This is a genomic window from Streptomyces sp. WM4235 (genome assembly GCF_001279725.1).
Lineage (GTDB): Bacteria > Actinomycetota > Actinomycetes > Streptomycetales > Streptomycetaceae > Streptomyces.
Genome location: NZ_LGDE01000024.1, coordinates 65,587 through 87,640 on the forward strand (window position 1 = coordinate 65,587; position 22,054 = coordinate 87,640).

The 22,054-nt window shown below is 70.1% G+C and carries 20 protein-coding genes and 1 riboswitch; of the genes, 4 read left to right on the plus strand and 16 right to left on the minus strand.

Annotated elements, in window-relative coordinates; translation table 11 throughout:
* Window positions 1–48: 48 nt before the first annotated feature.
* The 5 genes from ADK55_RS04095 to ADK55_RS04115 form a co-directional block, all read right to left on the minus strand.
* On the minus strand, window positions 49–1,167 hold the full coding sequence (locus ADK55_RS04095; protein WP_063839434.1) for a hypothetical protein: 1,119 nt from the start codon (window positions 1,165–1,167) through the stop codon (window positions 49–51).
* 24 nt (window positions 1,168–1,191) lie between these two features.
* Window positions 1,192–2,235: an NlpC/P60 family protein gene (locus ADK55_RS04100; protein WP_053676056.1), complete on the minus strand. Its 1,044-nt coding sequence runs from the start codon at window positions 2,233–2,235 to the stop codon at window positions 1,192–1,194.
* A gap of 253 nt (window positions 2,236–2,488) precedes the next feature.
* Complete coding sequence (locus tag ADK55_RS04105) at window positions 2,489–3,529, minus strand: C40 family peptidase (protein WP_053676134.1); 1,041 nt, start codon at window positions 3,527–3,529, stop codon at window positions 2,489–2,491.
* A gap of 287 nt (window positions 3,530–3,816) precedes the next feature.
* A complete protein-coding gene (locus ADK55_RS04110) occupies window positions 3,817–5,181 on the minus strand; it encodes an NYN domain-containing protein (RefSeq protein ID WP_053676057.1) in 1,365 nt (454 codons plus the stop codon).
* A gap of 40 nt (window positions 5,182–5,221) precedes the next feature.
* Complete coding sequence (locus ADK55_RS04115) at window positions 5,222–5,461, minus strand: hypothetical protein (RefSeq protein WP_053676058.1); 240 nt, start codon at window positions 5,459–5,461, stop codon at window positions 5,222–5,224.
* A gap of 133 nt (window positions 5,462–5,594) precedes the next feature.
* Between ADK55_RS04115 and ADK55_RS04120 the strand changes: the two genes are divergently transcribed.
* Window positions 5,595–6,317, plus strand: a complete 723-nt coding sequence (locus ADK55_RS04120; RefSeq protein ID WP_053676135.1) for a rhomboid family intramembrane serine protease — start codon at window positions 5,595–5,597, stop codon at window positions 6,315–6,317.
* Window positions 6,314–6,595 (plus strand): Lrp/AsnC ligand binding domain-containing protein, encoded by a 282-nt coding sequence (locus ADK55_RS04125; protein WP_053676059.1) that lies wholly within the window; start codon window positions 6,314–6,316, stop codon window positions 6,593–6,595. Before ADK55_RS04120 ends, ADK55_RS04125 begins: the two co-directional genes overlap by 4 nt.
* A gap of 179 nt (window positions 6,596–6,774) precedes the next feature.
* On the opposite strand, the gene ADK55_RS04130 is transcribed toward ADK55_RS04125, so the two are convergent.
* From ADK55_RS04130 to ADK55_RS04155, 6 genes are all read right to left on the minus strand, one after another.
* On the minus strand, window positions 6,775–8,160 hold the full coding sequence (locus ADK55_RS04130) for an aminotransferase class V-fold PLP-dependent enzyme (protein ID WP_053676060.1): 1,386 nt from the start codon (window positions 8,158–8,160) through the stop codon (window positions 6,775–6,777).
* A 231-nt stretch (window positions 8,161–8,391) separates the two neighbouring features.
* Window positions 8,392–8,508, minus strand: a riboswitch (SAM riboswitch).
* Window positions 8,509–8,603: 95 nt separating this feature from the next.
* On the minus strand, window positions 8,604–9,668 hold the full coding sequence (gene trpD, locus ADK55_RS04135) for an anthranilate phosphoribosyltransferase (RefSeq protein WP_053676061.1): 1,065 nt from the start codon (window positions 9,666–9,668) through the stop codon (window positions 8,604–8,606).
* A gap of 190 nt (window positions 9,669–9,858) precedes the next feature.
* The gene (locus ADK55_RS04140) at window positions 9,859–11,490 is read right to left on the minus strand and encodes a cytochrome b (RefSeq protein ID WP_053676062.1); all 1,632 of its coding nucleotides are present in this window, start codon (window positions 11,488–11,490) and stop codon (window positions 9,859–9,861) included.
* Window positions 11,487–12,545, minus strand: a complete 1,059-nt coding sequence (locus tag ADK55_RS04145) for a ubiquinol-cytochrome c reductase iron-sulfur subunit (protein ID WP_053676063.1) — start codon at window positions 12,543–12,545, stop codon at window positions 11,487–11,489. The genes ADK55_RS04140 and ADK55_RS04145 overlap by 4 nt, the downstream gene beginning before the upstream one ends.
* Window positions 12,542–13,351 carry a c-type cytochrome gene (locus tag ADK55_RS04150; RefSeq protein ID WP_053676064.1) on the minus strand — a complete coding sequence of 270 codons (810 nt, stop codon included), beginning with the start codon at window positions 13,349–13,351 and terminating at the stop codon, window positions 12,542–12,544. Before ADK55_RS04150 ends, ADK55_RS04145 begins: the two co-directional genes overlap by 4 nt.
* Window positions 13,352–13,427: 76 nt before the next feature.
* The gene (locus ADK55_RS04155; RefSeq protein WP_053676065.1) at window positions 13,428–14,048 is read right to left on the minus strand and encodes a cytochrome c oxidase subunit 3; all 621 of its coding nucleotides are present in this window, start codon (window positions 14,046–14,048) and stop codon (window positions 13,428–13,430) included.
* A gap of 200 nt (window positions 14,049–14,248) precedes the next feature.
* On the opposite strand from ADK55_RS04155, the gene ADK55_RS04160 reads away from it, so the two are divergent.
* Window positions 14,249–14,650, plus strand: a complete 402-nt coding sequence (locus ADK55_RS04160; RefSeq protein ID WP_053676066.1) for a hypothetical protein — start codon at window positions 14,249–14,251, stop codon at window positions 14,648–14,650.
* A 103-nt stretch (window positions 14,651–14,753) separates the two neighbouring features.
* Here ADK55_RS04160 and ADK55_RS04165 read toward each other — a convergent pair whose 3' ends face one another.
* The 4 genes from ADK55_RS04165 to ADK55_RS04180 form a co-directional block, all read right to left on the minus strand.
* On the minus strand, window positions 14,754–16,001 hold the full coding sequence (locus ADK55_RS04165) for a L,D-transpeptidase (protein ID WP_053676067.1): 1,248 nt from the start codon (window positions 15,999–16,001) through the stop codon (window positions 14,754–14,756).
* A 119-nt stretch (window positions 16,002–16,120) separates the two neighbouring features.
* A complete protein-coding gene (locus tag ADK55_RS04170) occupies window positions 16,121–16,519 on the minus strand; it encodes a cytochrome c oxidase subunit 4 (RefSeq protein WP_053676068.1) in 399 nt (132 codons plus the stop codon).
* A complete protein-coding gene (gene ctaD / locus ADK55_RS04175) occupies window positions 16,516–18,246 on the minus strand; it encodes a cytochrome c oxidase subunit I (protein WP_053676069.1) in 1,731 nt (576 codons plus the stop codon). Before ctaD ends, ADK55_RS04170 begins: the two co-directional genes overlap by 4 nt.
* Complete coding sequence (locus tag ADK55_RS04180; protein ID WP_053676070.1) at window positions 18,243–19,253, minus strand: cytochrome c oxidase subunit II; 1,011 nt, start codon at window positions 19,251–19,253, stop codon at window positions 18,243–18,245. The genes ctaD and ADK55_RS04180 overlap by 4 nt, the downstream gene beginning before the upstream one ends.
* 283 nt (window positions 19,254–19,536) lie before the next feature.
* On the opposite strand from ADK55_RS04180, the gene ADK55_RS04185 reads away from it, so the two are divergent.
* Window positions 19,537–20,916 carry a cysteine desulfurase/sulfurtransferase TusA family protein gene (locus ADK55_RS04185; RefSeq protein WP_053676071.1) on the plus strand — a complete coding sequence of 460 codons (1,380 nt, stop codon included), beginning with the start codon at window positions 19,537–19,539 and terminating at the stop codon, window positions 20,914–20,916.
* 67 nt (window positions 20,917–20,983) lie between these two features.
* Here ADK55_RS04185 and ADK55_RS04190 read toward each other — a convergent pair whose 3' ends face one another.
* A complete protein-coding gene (locus ADK55_RS04190) occupies window positions 20,984–21,961 on the minus strand; it encodes a carbohydrate kinase family protein (RefSeq protein WP_053676072.1) in 978 nt (325 codons plus the stop codon).
* Window positions 21,962–22,054 lie beyond the last annotated feature (93 nt).

Consider the following 22,054-nt stretch of genomic DNA (forward strand, 5'->3'; position numbering starts at 1 on the left):
CGGCACGCCCCCTGCCCAGGCCTGGCGGGGTATCCCCGCGGCCGGGGGCTACCGGGCTCCCAGTTCCCCGCTCAGGGCCGCCTGCCAGGCCGTCGTCAGGCCCGCCAGGTCGCCGCCGATCGTGTCCGCCAGCGCCGTGGGCAGCGGCTCGCGGCCCGCCGACTCGTAGAGCCGGACCAGCGTGGCGTCGCCCCACTTGGCCGCGATCAGCCGGCAGGCCAGCCAGGAGCCCTCGTACGCGCGCGCCAGCGCGTCCGGGTCCCCGCCGAACGCGAAGGCCTCGTTCGAGGGCAGCGCGGCCGGCAGTTCGCCGCGCCGCACCGCCCGCCCCAGCGCGGGCGCCGCCTCGGCCGGCGTGCTCGGGGTGTCCCGGTAGGCCACCCAGTCCGCGAAGCCCTCGGACAGCCACAGGGGGGTCCCGGCGGTGGTCGCGGCGCGGGTGGCCACGTGGGTGACCTCGTGGGTGAGCACGATCCGGCGGCCCGCCCCCGACAACTGGGCGTACCCCTCGGGGTTGACGACCACCCGGTCGGCCGGCGCGGGCCCGGCGCCCGCCTTGCCGGTGGTGACGGCCCCCATGCCCCGGTACGCGGCGGCGGGCTGCCCCAGCAGTGCGGCCATGGCGTCCAGCGTGCCCGGGACCAGCACCACCACCCGCCCCGCCCAGGGTCCCGGCCAGGCGGAGTCGACGGCGGGCACCGCCCGGTCGGCCTCGGCGGCGATCCCGGACAGGGTCTGCCGGGTCTGTCCCACGCCGAGCACCAGCGCGTGCGCGCCCCGGACCACGGTCGGGTCGCCCTGGTCCCACAGTTGCGGCGGGGCTCCGGGGGCGGGCCGGTCGCCGGTCACCCGCCAGGTCCCGTCGTCCCGGGTCAGGTCGACCTCGCGCGCCGACTCGGCGGGGGCCGCGTCGTGGCCGGTCAGCCGGTAGTGGAGCCGGGCCCGCGCGAGTGCACGGTCACCGTCCCGGCGGACCGAGGTGACCTCGTACGACCAGCCCTCCAGCGGGATCCCGGCGAGGCGCGCGGGCGGGGCCGAGGACCAGTCGGCCACGGCACGCCGGACGCCGGGGTCCAGGGGTGCGGCGCCGGACAGGCCGCATCCGACCAGGAGCGCGCACAGCAGCAGGGGCAGGACTCGTACGACCGGCCGATGACGCGGGAGCATCGGTCGATCGTACGCAGCGTCCGCCTAGGGCCGTGTCACCGAGGACACCGGCATCATGCCGACGGGGTCGTAGCGCACCCGCGCGCCCGGGTAGGGGGCGTGGACCACCTGGCCGTTGCCGACGTACATGCCGACGTGGCTGGCGTCCGAGCGGTACGTCACCAGGTCGCCGGGCCGGGCCTGCGACAGCGGCACCTGCCGGCCCGCGTGCCGCTGCGCCTGCGAGGTGCGCGGCAGCGAGACGCCGGCCTGGCGGTAGGACCACACCATCAGCCCGGAACAGTCGAAGCCGGAGGGGCCGGTGGAACCCCACACGTACGGGCGACCCACGGCGGCCCGGGCCGCCATCACGGCGGTCGCGGCCCGGCCCGAGGACGCGCCGGCGGAGGTGATCTCGGGGAACGGGCCGGGCCGGTCGCCGGAGCGCGAGGCGCGCTCGAAGTCGGCCCGTTCCCGCGAGGGCATCGCGTTCAGCAGCCGGCGGGCGGCGGCGAGCTTGGCGGTGACGGACCTCTTGTGTCGGGCGACGTCGGCGCGCAGGGCGTCCAGCTCGGCGAGCTTGTGGGAGGCCTCCCGGCGTTGCACGGCGATCCGGCGCTGCTCGTCGCGGAGTTCGTCGAGTTGGTCGGCCTGGCGGTCGCCGAGCCGGCCGAGGACGGCCGCCTTGTCGAGGTAGTCGTCGGGGTTGTCCGACAGCATCAGCGAGAGGGTGGGGTCCATGCCGTCCGAGCGGTACTGGGCTCCGGCGAAGGCGCCGAGGACCCCGCGCATGGTGTTGATGCGGTCCTGGCCCCGGGCGACGGAGTCCTGGGCACGGCTGATCTCGGCGCGGAGCCGGTCGGCCTTCTCGCCGGCCTCGTTGAACCGCTCGGTGGCCTGTTCGGCTTCCTCGAAGAGCCGGTCGACCCGGGCGCGGGCGCCCGCCGAGGGGTCCTGCGGGAGACCGGGGGCCGCGCCGGCGGGTGCTCCCGTCAGGGCGACCGCGACGGTGGCCGCTGCGGCGGTGAGGACGGAGATCTTCGTGTTCCGGTCGAGGCCGGTGAGGCCGGACCGGCGATGGGACGCCACGTGGAACCGCTCCCTTCCGCTTGCGCGGGGCCCGGGTCCGCCCTCCGTGGACGGCCGTGTGCCGGGTTCCGCGCTGGCAGACAGTAGCGGCGCGACGGGGCGCCGACCAACGACCGTCGGGGGCCGGACACACGGGCGCCCCGCAGGAGACGCAGGTCACCGGCGGGGCGTGCGGTCACGGCGGGGCCGCGCAATTCGCCCGGATGGGCGGTGTCCGGCACGCCTCCCCGGTGCGGGGAGGCGCCGGGCGGGGTCAGCCGACGCGGACGCCGAACTGGAAGGGCATGTTCCTCATGGCTTCGTACTTGACGCCGCCCCTGGGGTTGGAGGCGTGGAAGACCTGGCCGTTGCCCGCGTAGAGGCCGACGTGGTGCAGGTCGTCGTAGAAGAAGACCAGGTCACCGGGCTGGAGCTGGCTCTCGCCGATGCGCGTGCCGTCGTTGACCTGCGTGAAGGTGGTGCGGCTGATCTGGACGCCGGCCTGTCCGTAGGCCCACTGCGCCAGGCTGGAGCAGTCCCAGTACGCCATGCCGGTGGAGCCCAGGTTGTAGCCCTTGCCCTCCTGGGTCAGGGCGGCGGCGAGCGCCTGCGCGGCCCGCCCGGAGCCCTTCACCGCACCGGGCTTGGCGCCCCCGCCGGCGGCCTTGGCGGCCTCCTCGCCCGCCTTGGCCTCCGCGGCCTTCAGCTGCGAACGCTCCTGCTCCGTCAGCGAGTTGAGGTGGGCCTGGGCCTCGGCGAGCTTGCGCTGGGCGGTGGTCTTCTTCTCGGCCAGTTCCTTGCGGGTGGCGTCGAGGTCGGCGAGCTTGGTCCCGGCCTCCGCGCGCTGCTGCGCCAGGGTCCTCTGCTTGGTCTGGATCTGGGATATCGCCTCGACCTGCTTGCCGCTCATCTGCTGGAGCATGGAGGACTTGTCGAGGTAGTCCTGGGGGTTCTCGGAGAGGAACAGTTGCAGCGACTGGTCGAGGCCGCCGCCGCGGTACTGGGCCGTGGCCATCGAACCGAGCGTGCTGCGCAGGTCGTTGAGCTCCGCCTGGCCGCGCGCGACCTGGTCCTGGAGCCGGCCGATCTCCTTCTCCAGCTTGTCCTGGCGGTCCTTGGCCGCGTTGGCCTTCTCGCCGGCCTGCTCGGACTCCTCGTAGAGGGCGTCGACCTGTTCCTTGACCTCGTCCTTCTTCGGCTTGTCCGGGGCGGCGTGGGCCGACTGGGCGGAGAGGGCGACGGCCGCGGTGGCGAGGGCGGTGAGGACGCTCACGCGCGTGCGGGTCGGCGGCTTGGGTCGACGGTGGGACGCCACGAACGCGAGCTCCTTCATCCTGGAGCCGCCGAAGAGGGTCACACACTCGGCAGCGCGCCTTCGCCGACACCCCGAATGAGTGAACGACCGCACGAAGGTTTGAACAGACCCTAGTGACCCGGCTGTGATCAGTTCAAATCCCCGAAGGCAAAATTCCGGTCGCCGACCGGCTTCTTTACCGTCTTCGCACGCTCCGTACCGGTCAGTTGACGGTACGTTCCCTTCACTGGCCCACCAATACCGGCATTGCGCACAGCCGTTGCAGGAAGGGACAGAAGCCGCAGGTACTACGAAACTCGGGCGAGCCGCTTCAGCAGCAGCGCGGACGTCACCGGCCGGGCACCCGCCTTCGCCACCCCGTCCGCGACCTCCCGGTCCGTGGAGACCACGACCACGGGCCGGCCGGCGGGCTCGGCCCGCACCAACTGGCGGATCAGCTCGTCCGCCGTCACCCCCGCCTTGGAGAACAGCACCCGCACCCCGCGCGGCGGGGCGAGCAGCACCGGCGCCGCCAGTTCCGCGCCGTCGAAGACACACGTCATCTCCGCACCCGTCTGCGCGGCCAGCATCGAGAGGCCGCCGAGCAGCCGGAGCCGCTGCTTCTCCAGCGGCATCGTCGGATAGCCGGTCTTGGTCACGTTGTAGCCGTCGATCACCAGATGCGCCTGGGGCAGCGCCAACAACTGGTCCAGCAGCGCCGGATCGGTCTCCGACAAGGCCCGCGCCGCGATGTCCTTCGGGGTCATCCGGCCCGGCTCCACCGCCTCCACGGTGTCCGCGGGCCGGGTGGACACGGGCGGCAGCGCCAGCTCGCGGCGCAGTCCGGCCGCCGCGTCCAACACGGTGTCCAGGAGCAGCCGCAGCCGCATGTCCTCGATGCTGCGTCCCTCGCGGGTGGCCCGGCGCGAGGTCTCCAGCGCCGATTCCACCTCCGCGAGGCGGGACTTGAGCCGCCGCGTCTCGCTCTCGGCGGCCGTCACCTGCGCCGCCGCCTCACCGCGGATCCCGTCGATCTCGGCGTTGATCTTGCGCAGCGCGGCCTCGCCTCGCTTGACGTCGCTGAGGGCGCTGCGCAGTTTGCGCTGAAGCGATTCCGCTTCCTTGCGCGCCGCGTCCAGCTCGCCGCGCACCTGCTCACCGCCGCTGCGCTGCAGTTCGCGTACGTGCGCCAGCTCCTCGCGGAGCCGCTCCAGTTCGCGCCGGGTCTCGTCGCCGACCCGCTCGGCGTCGGCGCGCTGCGCCTCCTCGCCGGCGGCGGCCACCAGCTTGACCCAGCCGGCCGGCCGCAGCACGTACGCGGCGGCCGCCACGTCCAGCGGATCGGCGGCGGCGGGCGGGGCCCCGGACTCCAGGGCCCCGGCCAGCTCGGCCTGGGCCTCGCGGAGCTTCTCGGCGACCCGGCCGCGGAAGACGGCGTCCGTCTCCACCGCCGCGGCCATCGCGTTGCCCGCGAACTTGGCACGCCGGGTCGGGGTGAACCGGGCGTACTGGCGCAGCTGCGCCGGGAGGTCCCCGACCGTCAGTCCGCCGAAGGCGTCCGAGACGAGGGCGACGACCCTGCGCCGCACGCCTTCCGGCAGCGGGCGGTCGAGCACCTCGGCGGCGTCGCCGGCCGCGTCGGCCGGCTCAGCGCCGCTTGCTGGCTCCACAATCCGTCACCCCTACCGTGATCTACCTGTGGGCCCGGCTCCTTCAGGAGTCCGCGCCCGGCCTGTCCACGAGCTCGATCTGGTCCACCGCGTTGCACCAGCGACAGCGAACCGACTCGATGGTCTCATTGACCACCTCTCGCTCCTCGACCTTGGGCTCCCCGGCGAGGTCCAGGTGGATGTACTCCACGACCTTCGACGAACGGGTCACGTCGAAACGCGTGAGGTTGCCGCACAGGGTGCAGCGCCACCGGGTGGTGTCGGTCGGCTGGGGAACCGTCATCAGGCCGCTCTCTCCTTCGTGGCTCTTTCAGTTTCAATTAAAGCGGCCCGCTGAGCCGTACGGCGGACCGCAGCTTGTAACCCTACGGCCTGCCACCGCTCCGAGGGGGTCCGGTTGGGTCATGCTCGGTCGCATGATCGTAAGGTGGCAGGCCGTCCGCGAGGCCTCCAGGGGCCCGGTGATCACCCATGCGCTGATCGCCGGCTGCTGCGTGGTGTTCCTCCTCGGTCCCGCCTCGGGCATGAATCCGGTCTACGGGACCGGCGACGAGCTGCTCGCGCGGGGCACCGACTACTTCCGGCGCTGGGGTGTGGTCCCCGATCAACTCCTCTCCGGATCGGCCAGGGCGCTGCTCACCCCGCTGACTGCGCTGTTCGTCCACGGCAGCTGGCTGCACCTGCTGGGCAACATGCTCTTCCTGTACGTCTTCGGCGCGATGACGGAGGCCCGGATGGGCCGCCCGGCCTTCCTCGTCTTCTACGTCTGTACGGGCTACCTCGCCCTGGGCGCCTACGCGGCGGCCAACGCCTCCTCCGACCAGACCCTGGTCGGGGCGTCCGGCGCGATCTCCGCGGTGCTCGGGGCGTTCCTGTGCCTGTTCCCCCGCGCCCGGGTCACGAGCCTGTTCCCGTTCCTGTTCTTCCTGCCGCTGCGCTTCCCCGCCTGGATCGTGCTGGTGTTCTGGTTCGCGTTGCAGTGGGTGGCGGCGCACCGGGCGGAAAGCGGTCCGGGGGTCGCCTATCTGGCCCACGTGGTGGGCTTCTCCCTGGGCTTCGGCTACGCGTGGGTGCGCTACCGGCGTACGACTAGAGTGAGGCGACCAGTGACTGCCGGCGAGGGAGACAGCCAACCGTGATCACCGCGATCGTGCTCATCAAGACCAGCGTGGACCGGATCCCCGAGATCGCCGAGGCCATCGCCGCGCTGGACAGCGTCAGCGAGGTCTACTCCGTCACCGGCACCTACGACCTGATCGCCCTGGTCCGGGTGGCCCGCCACGAGAACCTCGCGGACATCATCCCGGGCAGCATCAGCAAGATCCCGGGCGTCGAGGCCACGGACACGCACGTGGCGTTCCGCACGTACTCCCAGCACGACCTGGAAGCCGCCTTCGCGATCGGCCTCGACGCGTAGTTTCCGGCCCGGGCGTGTCGAGGCCCGGCAGCCCTCGCGACGACCGAAGGCCCCGGCGGGAGTCCTCCCGACCGGGGCGCGCGGCGTTCAGGGGCCGACGCGGACGGTCGGCAGGGGGTTCGGGCGGTGGGCACGGGCTCAGGCGGACGACAACACCGGGTCGGACGGCCGGGACGGGCTCAGACGGCCGGGACGCAGCGGCCCTCTTCGGTGTGGTACCGCCACTTGGCCCCGTCGGTGACGAGTTCCCTGACCGCGCCGACGAACCGCTCGACGTGCTCGTCGGGGGTACCGGCGCCGAAGCTGACGCGGATCGCGTTGAGCGAGCGCTCCCCCGGGCCGGCCTCCGGCGCCCCGCACTCGCCCGGCTCCTGCGGCTCGCTGCCGAGCAGGGTGCGGACCAGCGGGTGGGCGCAGAACAGCCCGTCGCGGACGCCGATGCCGTACTCCGCGGAGAGGGCGGCGGCGAAGTGCGAGCTGTTCCATCCGTCGACGACGAAGGAGATGACGCCGACGCGCGGGGCGTCGTCGCCGAAGAGGGACAGCACGCGGACCGCCGGGACGTCGGCCAGGCCCTCGCGGACCTTCGCGATGAGGTGGTTCTCGCGGGCGACCAGGTTCTCGAACCCGGCCTCCTTCAGGGCGCGGCAGGCGGAGGCGATGGAGTAGACGCCGATGACGTTCGGGGAACCGGCCTCGTGGCGGGCGGCCGTGGTGTGCCACTCGACGTCCACGCCGCCGTCCTCCCGGCGGGCCACCTTGCGGGAGGCGCCACCGCCGGCCAGGTACGGCTCGGCGGCCTGGAGCCAGTCCGCGCGGCCGGCGAGCACGCCCGAGCCGAAGGGCGCGTACAGCTTGTGTCCGGAGAAGGCCACCCAGTCCACGTCGAGTTCCCGCACGGAGACGGGGTGGTGCGGGGCCAACTGGGCGGCGTCCAGCACGATCCGCGCTCCGTGGGCGTGCGCCGCCGCGGCGAGTTCCCGTACGGGCCACAGCTCACCGGTGACGTTGGACGCGCCGGTCACGCACACCAGCGCGGGACCGTACGGGTCGCGCCCGGCCAGCGCCCGCTCCAGGGTCTCGACGGCCTGGGCCGGGGTGCGCGGCGCGTTGAGGTAGGTGACCCGCGCGTCCCCCCAGGGCAGCAGGGAGGCGTGGTGCTCGGTCTCGAAGACGAAGACCTGGCAGTCGGCCGGGAGCGCGGCGGCGAGCAGGTTCAGGGAGTCGGTGGTGGACCGCGTGAAGATCACCTGGTCCTCGGCGCGGCAGTCGAGGAACTCCGCGACGGTGACCCGGCTCTGCTCGAACAGGTCGGTGGAGAGCTGCGAGAGGTAGCCGGCGCCCCGGTGCACGCTGCCGTAGTAGGGGGCGTAGGCCGCCACGTCGTCCCAGACGCGCTGGAGGGCGGGGGCGCTGGCCGCGTAGTCGAGGGCGGCGTAGGTGACCTCGCCGCCGGTGACGAGCGGCACGGTGACGTCGCGGCCGAGGACGGGCAGCGGCTCGACACAGGCGGGGTCGACGGCGACGTCGGCGGCGGTGACGGCGGTGTTCAGGGATGCGGACATGGCGGAATCTCCCGGCAGGCAGGGCTGAATGGCTTCGGTGTGCCCGTACGCGGGTACGGCTCGGCGGCCGACCGGAGGGGTACGGGGATGACCTCGGAGCACGGGGAGGGCGTACACGGGTACGCGAAAGAAGACCCTGTTCCGAGGGGTGAAGAAGGGGCGGAGCCGCCCTATCGCATTCGCTTGCTCACGGAAACGCTCCTCGAGAGACCAGGATCCCTGGTGTCGAGGGATCCGCGCTTGCCGTAGACCTCACTGCCTACGGCCTGGTCATCACCCGGGGCACCCCGCCACGGAAGGAGGGTTGCCGGACAGCAAGCCGGGGCCTAAACGCTGTCACTCGTGACCTGGGCAGAATCCTGCCACACGATGCGTCGTGCGCAAGACCCCGGTCCGCATCGTGGACCGGGGTCGGCTGTTTCACGCCTTTCGGACGAGCCGCACTACGCGTTGCTGGCCGTCACCCAACGCTCCAGCGCGGCGCGCGCCGATCCCGAGTCGATGGACTGCGCCGCCCGGGTGATGCCGGCCGCGATCTGCTCCTCCAGCGAGCCGGTGCCCGGGTCCAGCGCCACCAGGGCGGCGGCCGAGTTCAGCAGGACGGCGTCGCGCACGGGGCCGGTCTCACCCGCGAGCAGGCGCCGGGCGACGTCGGCGTTGTACGAGGGGTCCTCGCCCCGCAGCGCGGACACGTCGACCACGTCGATCCCCACGTCGCGCGGGTCGAAGGGCAGCTCGGTGACCGATCCGTCCCGCACCCACCACACCCGGGAGGTGCCGGTGGTGGTCAGCTCGTCGAGGCCGTCGTCGCCCCGGAACACGAGCGCCGAGGAGCCGCGTTCGGCGAGGACGCCCGCGACGATGGGCGCCACCCGGGGGTCGGCCACGCCGGTCGCCTGGGCGCGGACGCGGGCCGGGTTGGTCAGCGGGCCGAGGAAGTTGAACAGGGTCCGGATGCCCAGCTCCTTGCGCGCCGCCGCCACGTGCCGCAGCGCGGGGTGGAACTTCACGGCGAAGCAGAAGGTGATGCCGGCCTCCTCGGCGACCTGCACCACGCGCGCGGGGGTGAGGTCGAGGTTGACGCCGAGCTTCTCCAGGACGTCCGAGGAGCCGCTCGCGGAGGAGGCGGCCCGGTTGCCGTGCTTGACGACCTTGGCGCCGGCGCCGGCCACCACGATCGCCGACATCGTGGAGATGTTCACCGTCTTGGCCCCGTCGCCGCCGGTTCCGACGATGTCCACCGTCCGGCCGGGCACCTCGATCAGGTTGGCGTGCTCGTACATGCTCCCGACGAGCCCGGCGATCTCCTCGACGGTCTCGCCCTTGGCCCGCAGCGCCACCACGAACCCGGCGATCTGGGCGTCGGTGGCCTCGCCGCGCATGATCGTGTCCATGGCCCAGGCGGTGTCCTCGGCGCGCAGGTCCCGGCCGGTCAGCAGGGCGTCGAGCACGCCCGGCCAACCGCGGGCCGCCACGCTGTCGCCGCCTGCCGGGGTCACAACGTCCATGGTCCGCTCCTGCGCTAGTGGGCCGCCCCGTGCTCGCCGCCCACGTCTGATGGGAAGGGTCTCAGCCTATCCAGCCGCGCAGGACGGCAAAGAGCCCCGTCCAGGGTCTGGACGGGGCTCTCGCCGTGGCGACACCAGGATTGACCGAAATCAATCCCTCATGCGGGTGCGGTCAAACGCTCACGCGGGATCAGTGGTGGCCGTGGCCACTCTGGATCTCCTTGTACTCCTCCACCGTGGGCTTCGGAATCTGGTTGTTCTCCGCGTAGAAGCCCTTGCTGAGCTTCGCGCGGAGCTTCTCCGCGGCCGTGAGCTTGCGCTCGACACCGTTCTCGTCGACCGTCGGGCCCAGCTCGATCGGCCGGTACTGCTCGTGCGCGGTGAGCGTGTGCAGCTGGGACTGCGGGAGCGGCTCGTGGACCTCGACGAACTCACCGTGCGGCAGGCGCTTGATGACACCGGTCTCGCGACCGTGCAGCACCTTGTCGTGGTCCCGGCGCTGAAGGCCGAGGCAGATCCGCTTGGTGACGATGAAGGCGAGGACCGGGACGACGAAGAAGCCGATCCGGACGAACCAGGTGATCGAGTTGATCGACAGGTGGAAGTACTGGGCGAACATGTCGTTGCCGCCGCCGATGAGGAGCACGATGTACTCCGCGATCCAGGCGACACCGAAGCCCGTACGGGTCGGGACGTTGCGCGGGCGGTCCAGGATGTGGTGCTCGCGCTTGTCCCCGGTGACCCAGGACTCGATGAACGGCCAGACGGCGATGGCGCCCAGCACCAGCGGGAAGAGCAGCAGCGGGATGAACACGCCCAGGACGAGGGTGTGGCCCCACAGGTTGATCTCCCAGCCCGGCATGGCTCGGATCAGGCCTTCCGGCATGCCCATGTACCAGTCGGGCTGCGCGCCGGTGGACACGTGGTCCGGGCGGTACGGGCCGAGCGCCCAGATCGGGTTGATCGAGGCGAGCGCCGCGATGGCCGCGATGACACCGAAGACCAGGAAGAAGAAGCCTCCGGCCTTGGCCATGTAGACCGGCAGCAGCGGCATGCCGACGACGTTCTTGTTCGTCTTGCCGGGGCCGGCGTACTGGGTGTGCTTGTGGAACACGACCAGGATCAGGTGGGCCACCAACAGGCCCATCATGATGCCGGGCAGCAGCAGGATGTGGACCGAGTAGAACCGCGCGACGAAGTCGCCGCCCGGGAACTCCCCGCCGAAGAGGAACATCGACAGGTAGGTGCCCACGACCGGGACCGACAGGATGGCGCCCTGCATGAAGCGGACACCGGTACCCGAGAGCAGGTCGTCCGGCAGCGAGTAACCGGTGAAACCGGTGAACATGCCGAGGACCAGCAGCAGGAAGCCGAAGATCCAGTTGACCTCGCGGGGCTTGCGGAACGCACCCGTGAAGAAGACGCGCATCATGTGCACGACCATGGCCGCGACGAAGATCAGCGCCGCCCAGTGGTGGATCTGCCGGATGAGCAGACCGCCGCGGACGTCGAAGCTGATGTCCAGGGTCGAGGCGAAGGCCTCGGACATCTGGACGCCCTGCATCGGCACGTACGAGCCGTGGTACACGACCTCGTTCATGCTCGGGTGGAAGAACAGCGTCAGGTACACACCCGTGAGGATGATGATGACGAAGGCGTAGAGGCAGATCTCACCCAGCATGAAGGACCAGTGGTCCGGGAAGATCTTGCGCATGTTCGCCTTGGCGAGGCCGTAGATGCCCAGGCGACCGTCCGCCCAGTCCGCTACGCGCTCGCCGGCGGGCGCTTTGCGCGCGCTGGTGTCAGTGGTGGCAGTGCTCATCCGCGCTCCCAGAAAGCAGGACCGACGGGCTCTTCGAAGTCGCCGAGCGCCTCGAGGAAACCTTCGTCATTGACGCCGATCCGCAGCTGCGGAAGCGCGTGACCAGCCGGGCCGAAGATGACTCGGGCGCCGTCGGAGAGGTCGAAGGTGGACTGGTGGCACGGGCAGAGCACGTGGTGCGTCTGCTGCTCGTACAGGCTGATCGGGCAGCCGACGTGGGTGCAGATCTTGGAGTAGGCGACGATCCCGTCGTGGGACCACTCCAGCTCCTGCTTGTCCTTGATGTCGTCCGGCTGGATGCGGACGATCATCAGGGCGGCCTTGGCGATCTGGGTCTGGAAGTCGTGCTGCTCCTCCTCCAGGCCTTCCGGCCGGGCGAAGGTGAGCGAACCGACGATGACGTCCTCGGGACGCAGCGGCTCGTTCGTGTTGTCGTTGATGAGCAGCTTGCCCTTGGCCCACATGGTCTTGCGGAGCTTGTCCTCGGGCAGCGGGCCCAGGTCGCGCATCAGGATGACGCCGGAGAGCGGCAGCAGGGCCAGCGCGCCGAACATCGTGTTGCGGATCAGCTTGCGTCGACCGATGTCGGACTCGCGCGCGCCGTCGGCGAAGTCCGCGAGGACCTTCGCCTTGACCTCCGGCGGGGAGGCGATGGCGTGCCGCTCGTCGGCGACCTCGACGTCGGACATCAGGGTGCGGGCCCAGTGGACCGCGCCCGCGCCGATGCAGAAGAGGGCCACGCCCAGGGTCAGACCCAGGGCGAAGTTCAGGCCGCTCACCTTCCCGACGGGGAAGATGTAGACGATCTTGTCGATCGGGATGGCCACGTACGAGGCGATGAAGCCGATCGTGGCCAGCATCGACAGCGTGAACAGCATCGCGACCGTACGCTCGGACCGCTTGGCGGCCCGCTCGTCGATGTCCTGGATGCGCGGCTTGTGGACCGGAAGGCCCGGGTCGGCGAACGGATCGTCCGCGACCGCTACGCCACCGTGGTGCGCGTCGCCCTGCTCGCTCGGCAGGTGCTTCTCTTCGGGAATGTCTTGGCTACTCATGACTTCTTGGCCTTAGCGGTGTGGGCCGCGACCCAGACGGCGACAGCGATCAACGCACCCAGACCGAAGATCCAGCCGAACAGACCCTCGGACACGGGGCCGAGGCCACCGAGCTTGAGACCACCGGGGCTGTTCGACTTCTCGCCGTTCACGTTCTGGAGGTACGCGATGATGTCCTTCTTCTGCTTCTCCGGCATGGTGCTGTCCGGGAAGGAGGGCATGTTCTGCGGGCCGGTGAGCATGGCCTCGTAGATGTGCTTCGGCTCGACGCCCTCAAGGTTGGGGGCGTACTTGCCGTGCGTCAGGGCGCCGCCCTCGCCGGTGAAGTTGTGGCACTGCGCGCAGTTGTTGCGGAACAGTTCACCACCCTTGGCGATGTCGGCCCCTGCCGGGTCGTACTGCTTCTCGGTCGGCGTGATCGGGCCGGCGCCGAGAGACGAGATGTACGCGGCCAGCTGGTCGATCTGGGCCTGCGAGTAGATCACGGGCTTCTTCGGCACCTGGGCGCCGGGCTGCTGGGCGGGCATGCGGCCCGTGCTCACCTGGAAGTCGACGGCCGCGGAGCCGACGCCGACCAGGCTCGGGCCGTCAGAGGAACCCTGACCGCCGGTTCCGTGGCAGCTTGCGCAGCCCACGGCGTAGAGCTTCTTGCCCTCCTCGATGGCGAGGGACTGGGCGGTTTCATCGGCCTGCGCCTTGCCCGCGGGGGCAAAGGCGGCGTAAAGCCCCCCAGTGGCCGCCAGCGCGAAGAGTAGAACGACGACCGCCGCCAGCGGATGGCGTCGTCGTGCGGAGAGCTTTTTCACGGATTACCCCGGTGTCAGGATCTTCTGCGTCGGTGTTTCTGGATGGAGTGCCGGGTCGGGCCCGGCGACGTGTTCGCTACTTGATCAGGTAGATCGTCGCGAAGAGGCCGATCCAGACGACATCGACGAAGTGCCAGTAGTAGGACACGACGATGGCCGACGTGGCCTGTTCGTGGGTGAACCTCTTGGCCGCGTACGTCCGGCCGAGGACCAGCAGGAAGGCGATGAGACCGCCCGTCACGTGCATGCCGTGGAAGCCGGTGGTCAGGTAGAACACCGATCCGTACGGGCCGGACGAGAGAGACATGCCCTCGTGCTTGACCAGCTCGGTGTACTCGAACACCTGGCCGCCAATGAAGATCGCACCCATGACGAACGTGATGATGAACCACGTCCGGAGCTTCTTCACGTCACCGCGCTCGGCTGCGAACACGCCGAGCTGGCAGGTGAGCGAGGAGAGCACCAGGATCGTTGTGTTCGTCGCCGAGAAGGGCAGATTCAAGGCCGAGGCCTGTTCTGTCCAGTACTCGGCACCCGTCACTGATCGCAGGGTGAAGTACATCGCGAAGAGGGCCGCGAAGAACATCAGCTCGGAACTCAACCAGATGATGGTTCCGACGCTGACGAGGTTCGGCCGGTTGACCGTCGGGTGCGCGTGCCCGGTATCTACTGTCGTTGCTGTCGCCACGACCGACATTATGTCGGTCGCTTATCCCGCCCTCACCCCGGGGGGTGCCGTTCGGAGTGTCAGGGGCGTGTGCAAGGCCCGAACGGCCCATCAGATCGGGTGGTGGACGGGTACTCGCGAGGCTGTGCGAACCGATGTTGACACCGGGTCGGACGGAGTAGCATCCCGCGCAACATCAACGTGATTCACGGGACACGTGGAGGAACGAAATGCGGGCGACTGCGCGAGTTCTGGTCTACAGCGACGACGCGGGCACCCGGGAGCAGGTGCGGCTGGCCGCCGGACGCAGGCCGGCCGCGGACCTGCCGCCGGTGGAGTTCCTGGAGTGCGCGACCCTTCCGGCGGTCCTGTCCGCCCTGGACGCGGGCGGCATCGACGTGTGCGTGCTGGACGGGGAGGCCGTCCCCGCCGGGGGCATGGGTGTGTGCCGGCAGATCAAGGACGAGATCTTCCGCTGCCCGCCGGTCCTGCTGCTCATGGGGCGCCCCCAGGACGCCTGGCTGGCCACCTGGAGCCGCGCGGACGCCGCAGTGACCCTCCCGGTGGACCCGGTGGACTTCCCGGAGGTCCTGGCGGGCCTGCTGCGGCCTCGGCTGGCCCTGGACGCGTAAAGGTGCGGGACGAAGGAGAAGCGGCCCACGGGAGCCCGTACGGGCTCCCGTGGGCCGATCGAGGGCCTCTTTCGGGGGGTTCCGCGCGCCCGCGCGCGCCGGTTCAGACCTGCGGGCGGAGTCGGGCCTGGTCGACGGGGCTGCGACCGTCCTGCGTGCCCTTGAGGAGGGCGCTGCCCTCGCGCCACTCCTTCCACTCCATGTTCCAGTCGCCGAAGCCGTTCCCGAAGGTGTCCATGTCGTCGCCGATGCTGTTGATCACCTTGACGACGTCGCCCTCGGTGATGTTCTCGTAGAACCAGGCGGCGTTGCCCGTGCTCATGCCGGTGCAGCCGTGGCTGACGTTCTCGTAGCCCTGGGAGCCGACGGACCACGGGGCCGCGTGCACGTATTCACCACTCCAGGTGACGCGCGTCGCGTAGTAGACGGGCAGGTTGTAGTACTCGCTGCCGCCGATGCCGACGGTGTCGCCGCGCATCTGGACGAAGTACTGCTTGCCCAGGACCACTTTGATCCCGTTTCGGGTGGAGAAGCCCGGCTTTCCGGTGGTCACCGGAATGGTGTTGATCACTTCTCCGTTGCGCCGGAAGGTCAGGTAGTGCGAGGAGGCGTCGGTGGTGACCTCGACGCGGTCGCCGATCTCCAGCTTCAGCGGCTTGGCCGCGGCGCCGTAGAGGTCGTCGGTGATCCGGACGCCCTCCAGGTTGCTCCGTACGGACACGGTGGTGTTGGCCGGCCAGTACTCCTTGGGTCTGAAGTGCAGGTTCTTGTCGTCGACCCAGTGCCAGGCGCCCTCGACGCCCTCCGGTGTGTCGACGACCAGGCCGCGCTCGACCAGCGCGCGGGCGGCCTTGTCCTTGACGGGCTCGTTGAGTTCGGCCGTGATGGGCTGCCCGACGCCGTACTTGCCCTCCTCGGGCCCGAATTCGACCTGGAGGACCCCTTTGGAGGGTGTGGTGTCGAACGCCATCGTGCGCTGCCCCGGAGCGCCCCTCTCGTCCTCCGTGTTGACGGTGACGGTGTAGCGGACGCCGGCTGCCAGCGGGACCGTGCTGTGCCAGCGCTCGCCGGTGGCGGTGAGTTCGCCGGCCAGGCGGCGGCCGTGGGTGTCCACGACGGTGACGTCGGTGATCCGGCCGCCGCCGCTCTTCGCGGTGATCTCCAGCGGCCGGTTGTGGTCCACCGGTCGTCCGCCGGCTTTCTGGTTGAAGGCGACCTGCTCGCCCGCGTCAAACGGGCGGGCGGACAGCGGGTTCTCCTCTTCGGACCCACAGGCGGTGGCGCCGGCCCCGAGGGACGCGACCAGCAGGGAGCAGCCGATTACCGTCCAAAGACGCGGTGAGTGGTTCATGGGACTAACGCTATGAAGATATGACAATTACGGCGCGCGGGGTGACTGCAAACGAGGGGCCCGGACTCCTCTGTTCGAGGTGTCCGGGCCCCTGGTGTCGTGCGTGGGTGCCGCTTTGGCTACTGGTTCTGGTTCTCACCGCGGTAGTACTCGTACACCCAGCCCCACAGGCCGATCACGATGATCGGGGCCGAGAAGTACATGAGCCACCAGCCGAAGATGACGCCCATGAAGGCGAGCGCGCCACCGATGGCCAGCGAGAGCGGCTGCCAGCTGTGCGGGGAGAAGAACCCCAGCTCGCCCGCCTCGTCGGCGACGTCGGCCTCCAGGTTGTCCTGGGCCATCTCGTCGACGCGCTTGGCCGTGAAGGCCAGGTAGTAGCCGATCATGACGCTCAGGCCGAAGGCCAGGAAGAGCGCGGTGGTGCCTACGGGCTCCTTCGACCACACGCCGTACACGACGGCCATGATCAGGATGAAGAAGGAGAGCCAGAGGAACATCTTGCCCTGGATCTTCACTTGCCGGCCTCCTTGCCACCGGTGACGGCCTTGGTGCCGGCGCCGTGGTCCTCAAGGTGGTCGAGGGCCGCGATCTCCGGGTGGTGCAGGTCGAACGCCGGGGACTCGGAACGAATCCGCGGAAGGGTGAGGAAGTTGTGCCGCGGCGGCGGGCAGGAAGTCGCCCATTCGAGCGAACGGCCGTAGCCCCACGGGTCGTCGACCTCGACCTTCTTCCCGTACTTCGCCGTCTTCCAGACGTTGTACATGAAGGGCAGCATCGACAGGCCGAGCAGGAACGAGCTGATCGTGGAGATCGTGTTCAGCGCGGTGAAGCCGTCGGCCTCGAGGTAGTCGGCGTAACGACGCGCCATGCCCTCGGCGCCCAGCCAGTGCTGCACCAGGAAGGTGCCGTGGAAGCCGACGAACAGCGTCCAGAACGTGATCTTGCCGAGGCGCTCGTCCAGCATCTTGCCCGTGAACTTCGGCCACCAGAAGTGGAAGCCGGAGAACATCGCGAACACCACGGTGCCGAAGATCACGTAGTGGAAGTGCGCGACGACGAAGTACGAGTCCGAGACGTGGAAGTCCATCGGGGGCGAGGCCAGGATGACGCCGGTCAGACCACCGAAGGTGAAGGTGATCAGGAAGCCGACGGCCCAGAGCATCGGGGTCTCGAAGGACAACGAGCCCTTCCACATGGTGCCGATCCAGTTGAAGAACTTCACACCGGTCGGTACCGCGATCAGGAAGGTCATGAAGGAGAAGAACGGCAGCAGCACACCGCCGGTGACGTACATGTGGTGGGCCCACACCGTCACCGAGAGGCCGGCGATGGCGATCGTCGCGGCGATCAGGCCGATGTAACCGAACATCGGCTTGCGCGAGAAGACCGGGATGACCTCGGAGATGATGCCGAAGAAGGGCAAGGCGATGATGTACACCTCTGGGTGTCCGAAGAACCAGAAGAGGTGTTGCCACAGCAAGGCACCGCCGTTGGCCGCGTCGAAGACGTGCGCACCGAACTTCCGGTCGGCCTCCAGCGCGAAGAGCGCGGCGGCGAGGACCGGGAAGGCGAGCAGGACCAGAACACCGGTCAGCAGCACGTTCCAGGTGAAGATCGGCATGCGGAACATCGTCATGCCGGGCGCGCGCATGCAGATGATCGTGGTGATGAAGTTGACCGAGCCGAGGATCGTGCCGAAGCCGGAGAAGGCCAGACCCATGATCCACATGTCGGCGCCGATGCCCGGCGAACGCACCGCGTCCGACAGGGGCGAGTAGGCGAACCAACCGAAGTCGGCCGCGCCGTTCGGCGTCACGAAGCCGGCGACCGCGATGGTCGAGCCGAAGAGGTACAGCCAGTACGCGAACATGTTCAGCCGCGGGAACGCCACGTCGGGCGCGCCGATCTGCAGCGGCATGATCCAGTTCGCGAAGCCCGCGAAGAGCGGGGTGGCGAACATCAGCAGCATGATCGTGCCATGCATGGTGAACGCCTGGTTGAACTGCTCGTTCGACATGATCTGCGTACCCGGACGGGCCAGCTCGGCGCGCATGAAGAGCGCCATGATCCCGCCGATGATGAAGAACACGAACGACGTGATCAGGTACATCGTGCCGATGGTCTTGTGGTCGGTGGTGGTCAACCACTTCACGACGACATTGCCCGGCTGCTTGCGCCGTACCGGCAGCTCGTTCTCATACGAGTCGGCGGCGGCACCCTGAGATTCGTTGAGGATGCTCACAGTTTGTTCGTCTCCGAGTTCCGGGCCGGGTCGGTCTGCTTGATGCCGGCCGGCAGGAAGCCGGTCTGCCCCTTCTCGGCCAGTTCCTTCAGGTGCGCCTGGTACTTCTCCGGCGAGACGACCTTCACGTTGAAGAGCATCCGGGAGTGGTCGACACCACAGAGCTCGGCGCACTTGCCCATGAAGGTGCCCTCCTGGGAGGGGGTCACCTCGAAGACGTTGGTGTGGCCGGGGATGACGTCCTGCTTGAACAGGAAGGGAACCACCCAGAACGAGTGGATGACGTCATTGGACGAGAGGATGAAGCGGACCTTCTCGCCCTTGGGGAGCCAGAGGGTCGGACCCGGGTTGCCCGTCTGCGGGTTCCGGTCACCGGGGACGCCCTGGGTGTAGACGCCTTCGGCGCCCTTGGGGAAGTCCTTGGCGAAGCGGTCCGGGATGGAGGCGAGCTCCTTGGGGACCGGGACGGCCCCCTCCTTCTTCTCCTCGCCGACCGACGGGGCCGGCAGCTTCGGGGTCGCGGGGTCGCCGTCGACGTCCTCGATGTAGTTGAAGCCCCAGCTCCACTGGTAGCCGACCACGTTGATGGTGTGGGCGGGCTTGGAGAGGGCGAGCAACTTCGACTCGTCACGCGCGGTGAAGTAGAAGAGCACCGAGACGATGATGAGCGGGACCACGGTGTACAGCGCCTCGATGGGCATGTTGTACCGGGTCTGCGCCGGAACCTCGATCTTCGTGCGGCTGCGCCGGTGGAAGATGACGCTCCACAGGATCAGGCCCCACACCAGGATGCCCGTGATCAGCGCGGCAGCCCAGGATCCCTGCCAGAGGGAGAGAATGCGCGGCGCCTCCTCAGTTACCGGAGTCGGCATTCCGAGGCGAGGGAAGTCTTTCCATGTATACGAGCAACCAGTGGCGGTCGCCAGGACCACGCCCGCAGTCAGCGCCTGGAGCAGCTTCCGCCGCATCGGGCGCCGCGGCGAGCGGTCGGAGCCGTAGGGACTCACGTAGCGCCTTCCCGAGAGTCTCGGCCCGCGTGGCTGGCCGCGGCCGTATTCGGGTCGGTCGCCGGCCCTGACGCAGGCAGGGGTTTGGATGTTTATGCGGACCAAACCCTACTGGACGCTATTTGGGGTCGCGCGGGGAGGGTGCCCAACGCGCCGCTACTGACCCCGAAGGGATGGATCCGCCGTCCGGGGGACGGGCCATCCGGCCCTGAATGGCGCACTCCGGCGGACAACTGACGGCCCCTGACCTCGGGCGTCCCCGGCCGCCGGTTAGCGTGGCCGGATGCCGTACTTCGACACCGCCTCAGCCGCCCCGCTGCACCCTGTGGCCCGTCAGGCGCTGCTGGCCGCCCTGGACGAGGGCTGGGCCGACCCGGCCCGGCTGTACCGGGAGGGCCGCCGCGCCCGGTTGCTGTTGGACGCGGCGCGCGAGGCCGCCGCCGAGGCGGTGGGCTGTCGCCCCGACGAGCTGGTGTTCACTCCTTCGGGGACGCACGCGGTTCACACGGGCCTCGCCGGAGCCCTGGCCGGACGCCGGCGGGTCGGCGGGCACCTGGTGGTGTCGGCGGTCGAACACAGTTCGGTACTGCACGCCGCCGAGGTGCACGCGGCCGGCGGCGGCACGGTCACCGAGGTGCCGGTCGACCGCTTCGGCGCGGTCAACCCGGCGGAGTACGCCGCCGTGCTCGGCCCGACCACGGCGCTGGCCTGTCTCCAGTCGGCCAATCACGAGGTGGGCACCGTCCAGCCGGTGGCGGAGGTCGCCGAGGTGTGCGGCGCGGCCGGGGTGCCGTTGCTGGTGGACGCGGCGCAGTCGCTGGCGTGGGGCCGGGTGGAGGGCGGGTGGTCGCTGCTCACCGCGAGCGCCCACAAGTGGGGTGGTCCGCCCGGGGTCGGGCTGTTGGCCGTCCGCAAGGGGGTCCGTTTCTCCCCCCAAGGGCCTTCGGACGAAAGGGAGTCGGGCCGCTCCCCCGGTTTCGTCAATCTGCCCGCGATCGTGGCGGCGGCCGCCTCGCTGCGGGCGGTGCGCGCCGAGGCCGATGTGGAGGCGGCCCGACTGCGGGTCCTGGTGGACCGGATCCGAAGGCGGGTGGCCCGGTTGGTGCCGGACGTGGAGGTGGTCGGCGACCCGGACCGGCGGTTGCCGCACCTGGTCACGTTCTCCTGCCTGTACGTCGACGGGGAGACCCTGCTGCACGAGCTGGACCGGGCGGGCTACTCGGTGTCCTCCGGCTCTTCCTGCACCAGTTCGACCCTGACGCCTTCGCACGTGCTGCGGGCCATGGGGGTGCTGTCGGAGGGGAACGTACGGGTGTCCCTGCCGCCCGGGACCACCGCCGACGACGTGAACGGCTTCCTGGAGGTCCTGCCGCGCGCGGTGGCCGACGTCCGGGAGAAGCTCGGGGTGAGCGAGCCGGAGCCGTGCGCGCCGGTCGCGGACGCGGTGCGCCTCGACGCCCTGGGGCTGCGCTGCCCCCAGCCGGTGATCGAACTGGCCCGGGCGATCGTGACGGTGCCGGTGGGCGGCACGGTGACGGTCGTGTCGGACGACGAGGTCGCCCGCCTGGACATCCCGGCGTGGTGCGCGATGCGCGGCCACGCCTACCTGGGCGAGACGGCGGCCGAGGTGGGCGTGGCGTACGCGGTCCGCCGGCTGCGCTGACCCGTGCGGCCGGGGACGTACGGCCGGGAGCGCGGCGGGAGTGCTCCCGCCGCGCCGTCGGGCTGCCTTACGCCGAGAGGTGGGACCGGACCTCGGCCGCGGCCTCGTCGCCGTACGCCTTGGTGAAGCGCTCCATGAAGTGCGCCCGCGCCAGCGTGTACTCCTGCGTGCCCAGCGTCTCGATGACCAGCGTGGCGAGCATGCAGCCCACCTGCGCCGCCCGCTCCAGGCCGACGCCCCAGCCCAGGCCCGTCAGGAAACCGGCGCGGAAGGCGTCGCCGACGCCCGTCGGGTCCACCTTGGCGGTCTCCTCGGGGCAGCCGACGACGATCGGCTCCTCGCCGACCCGGTCGATCCGCACGCCCTGGGAGCCCAGCGTCGTCACCCGGGTGCCGACCTTGGCCAGGATCTCCGCGTCGGTCCAGCCGGACTTCGACTCGATGAGGCCCTTCTCGTACTCGTTCGAGAAGAGGTACGTCGCGCCCTCCATCAGGGTGCGGATGTTGTCGCCGTCCATGCGGGCGATCTGCTGCGAGAAGTCGGCGGCGAAGGGGATCCCGCGCGTGCGGCACTCCTCGGTGTGGCGCAGCATCGCCTCGGGGTCGTCGGCGCCGATGAGGACGAGGTCCAGCCCGCCCACCCGGTCGGCGACGGCCTTCAGCTCGATCAGCCGGGCCTCGCTCATCGCGCCCGTGTAGAAGGAGCCGATCTGGTTGTGGTCGGCGTCCGTCGTGCAGACGAAGCGCGCGGTGTGCAGCACCTCGGAGATCCGCACGGACTCGGTGTCGACCCCGTTGCGGTCCAGCCACGCGCGGTACTCGTCGAAGTCCGAGCCGGCCGCGCCGACCAGGACGGGACGGCTGCCGAGCTGACCCATTCCGAAGCAGATGTTCGGGCCGACACCGCCCCGCCGTACGTCGAGGTTGTCCACGAGGAAGGAGAGGGAGACCGTGTGCAACTGGTCCGCGACCAGCTGATCGGCGAAACGGCCGGGGAAGGTCATGAGGTGGTCGGTGGCGATGGAGCCGGTGACTGCGATGCGCACGGCGTGGATGCTCCTGCGGAGGGCGGCAAGGGGGACATTCAAAACTACCCGGTCCCCGGCGCCAGGCCGACCGTACGAAACTACCCCGTAGTA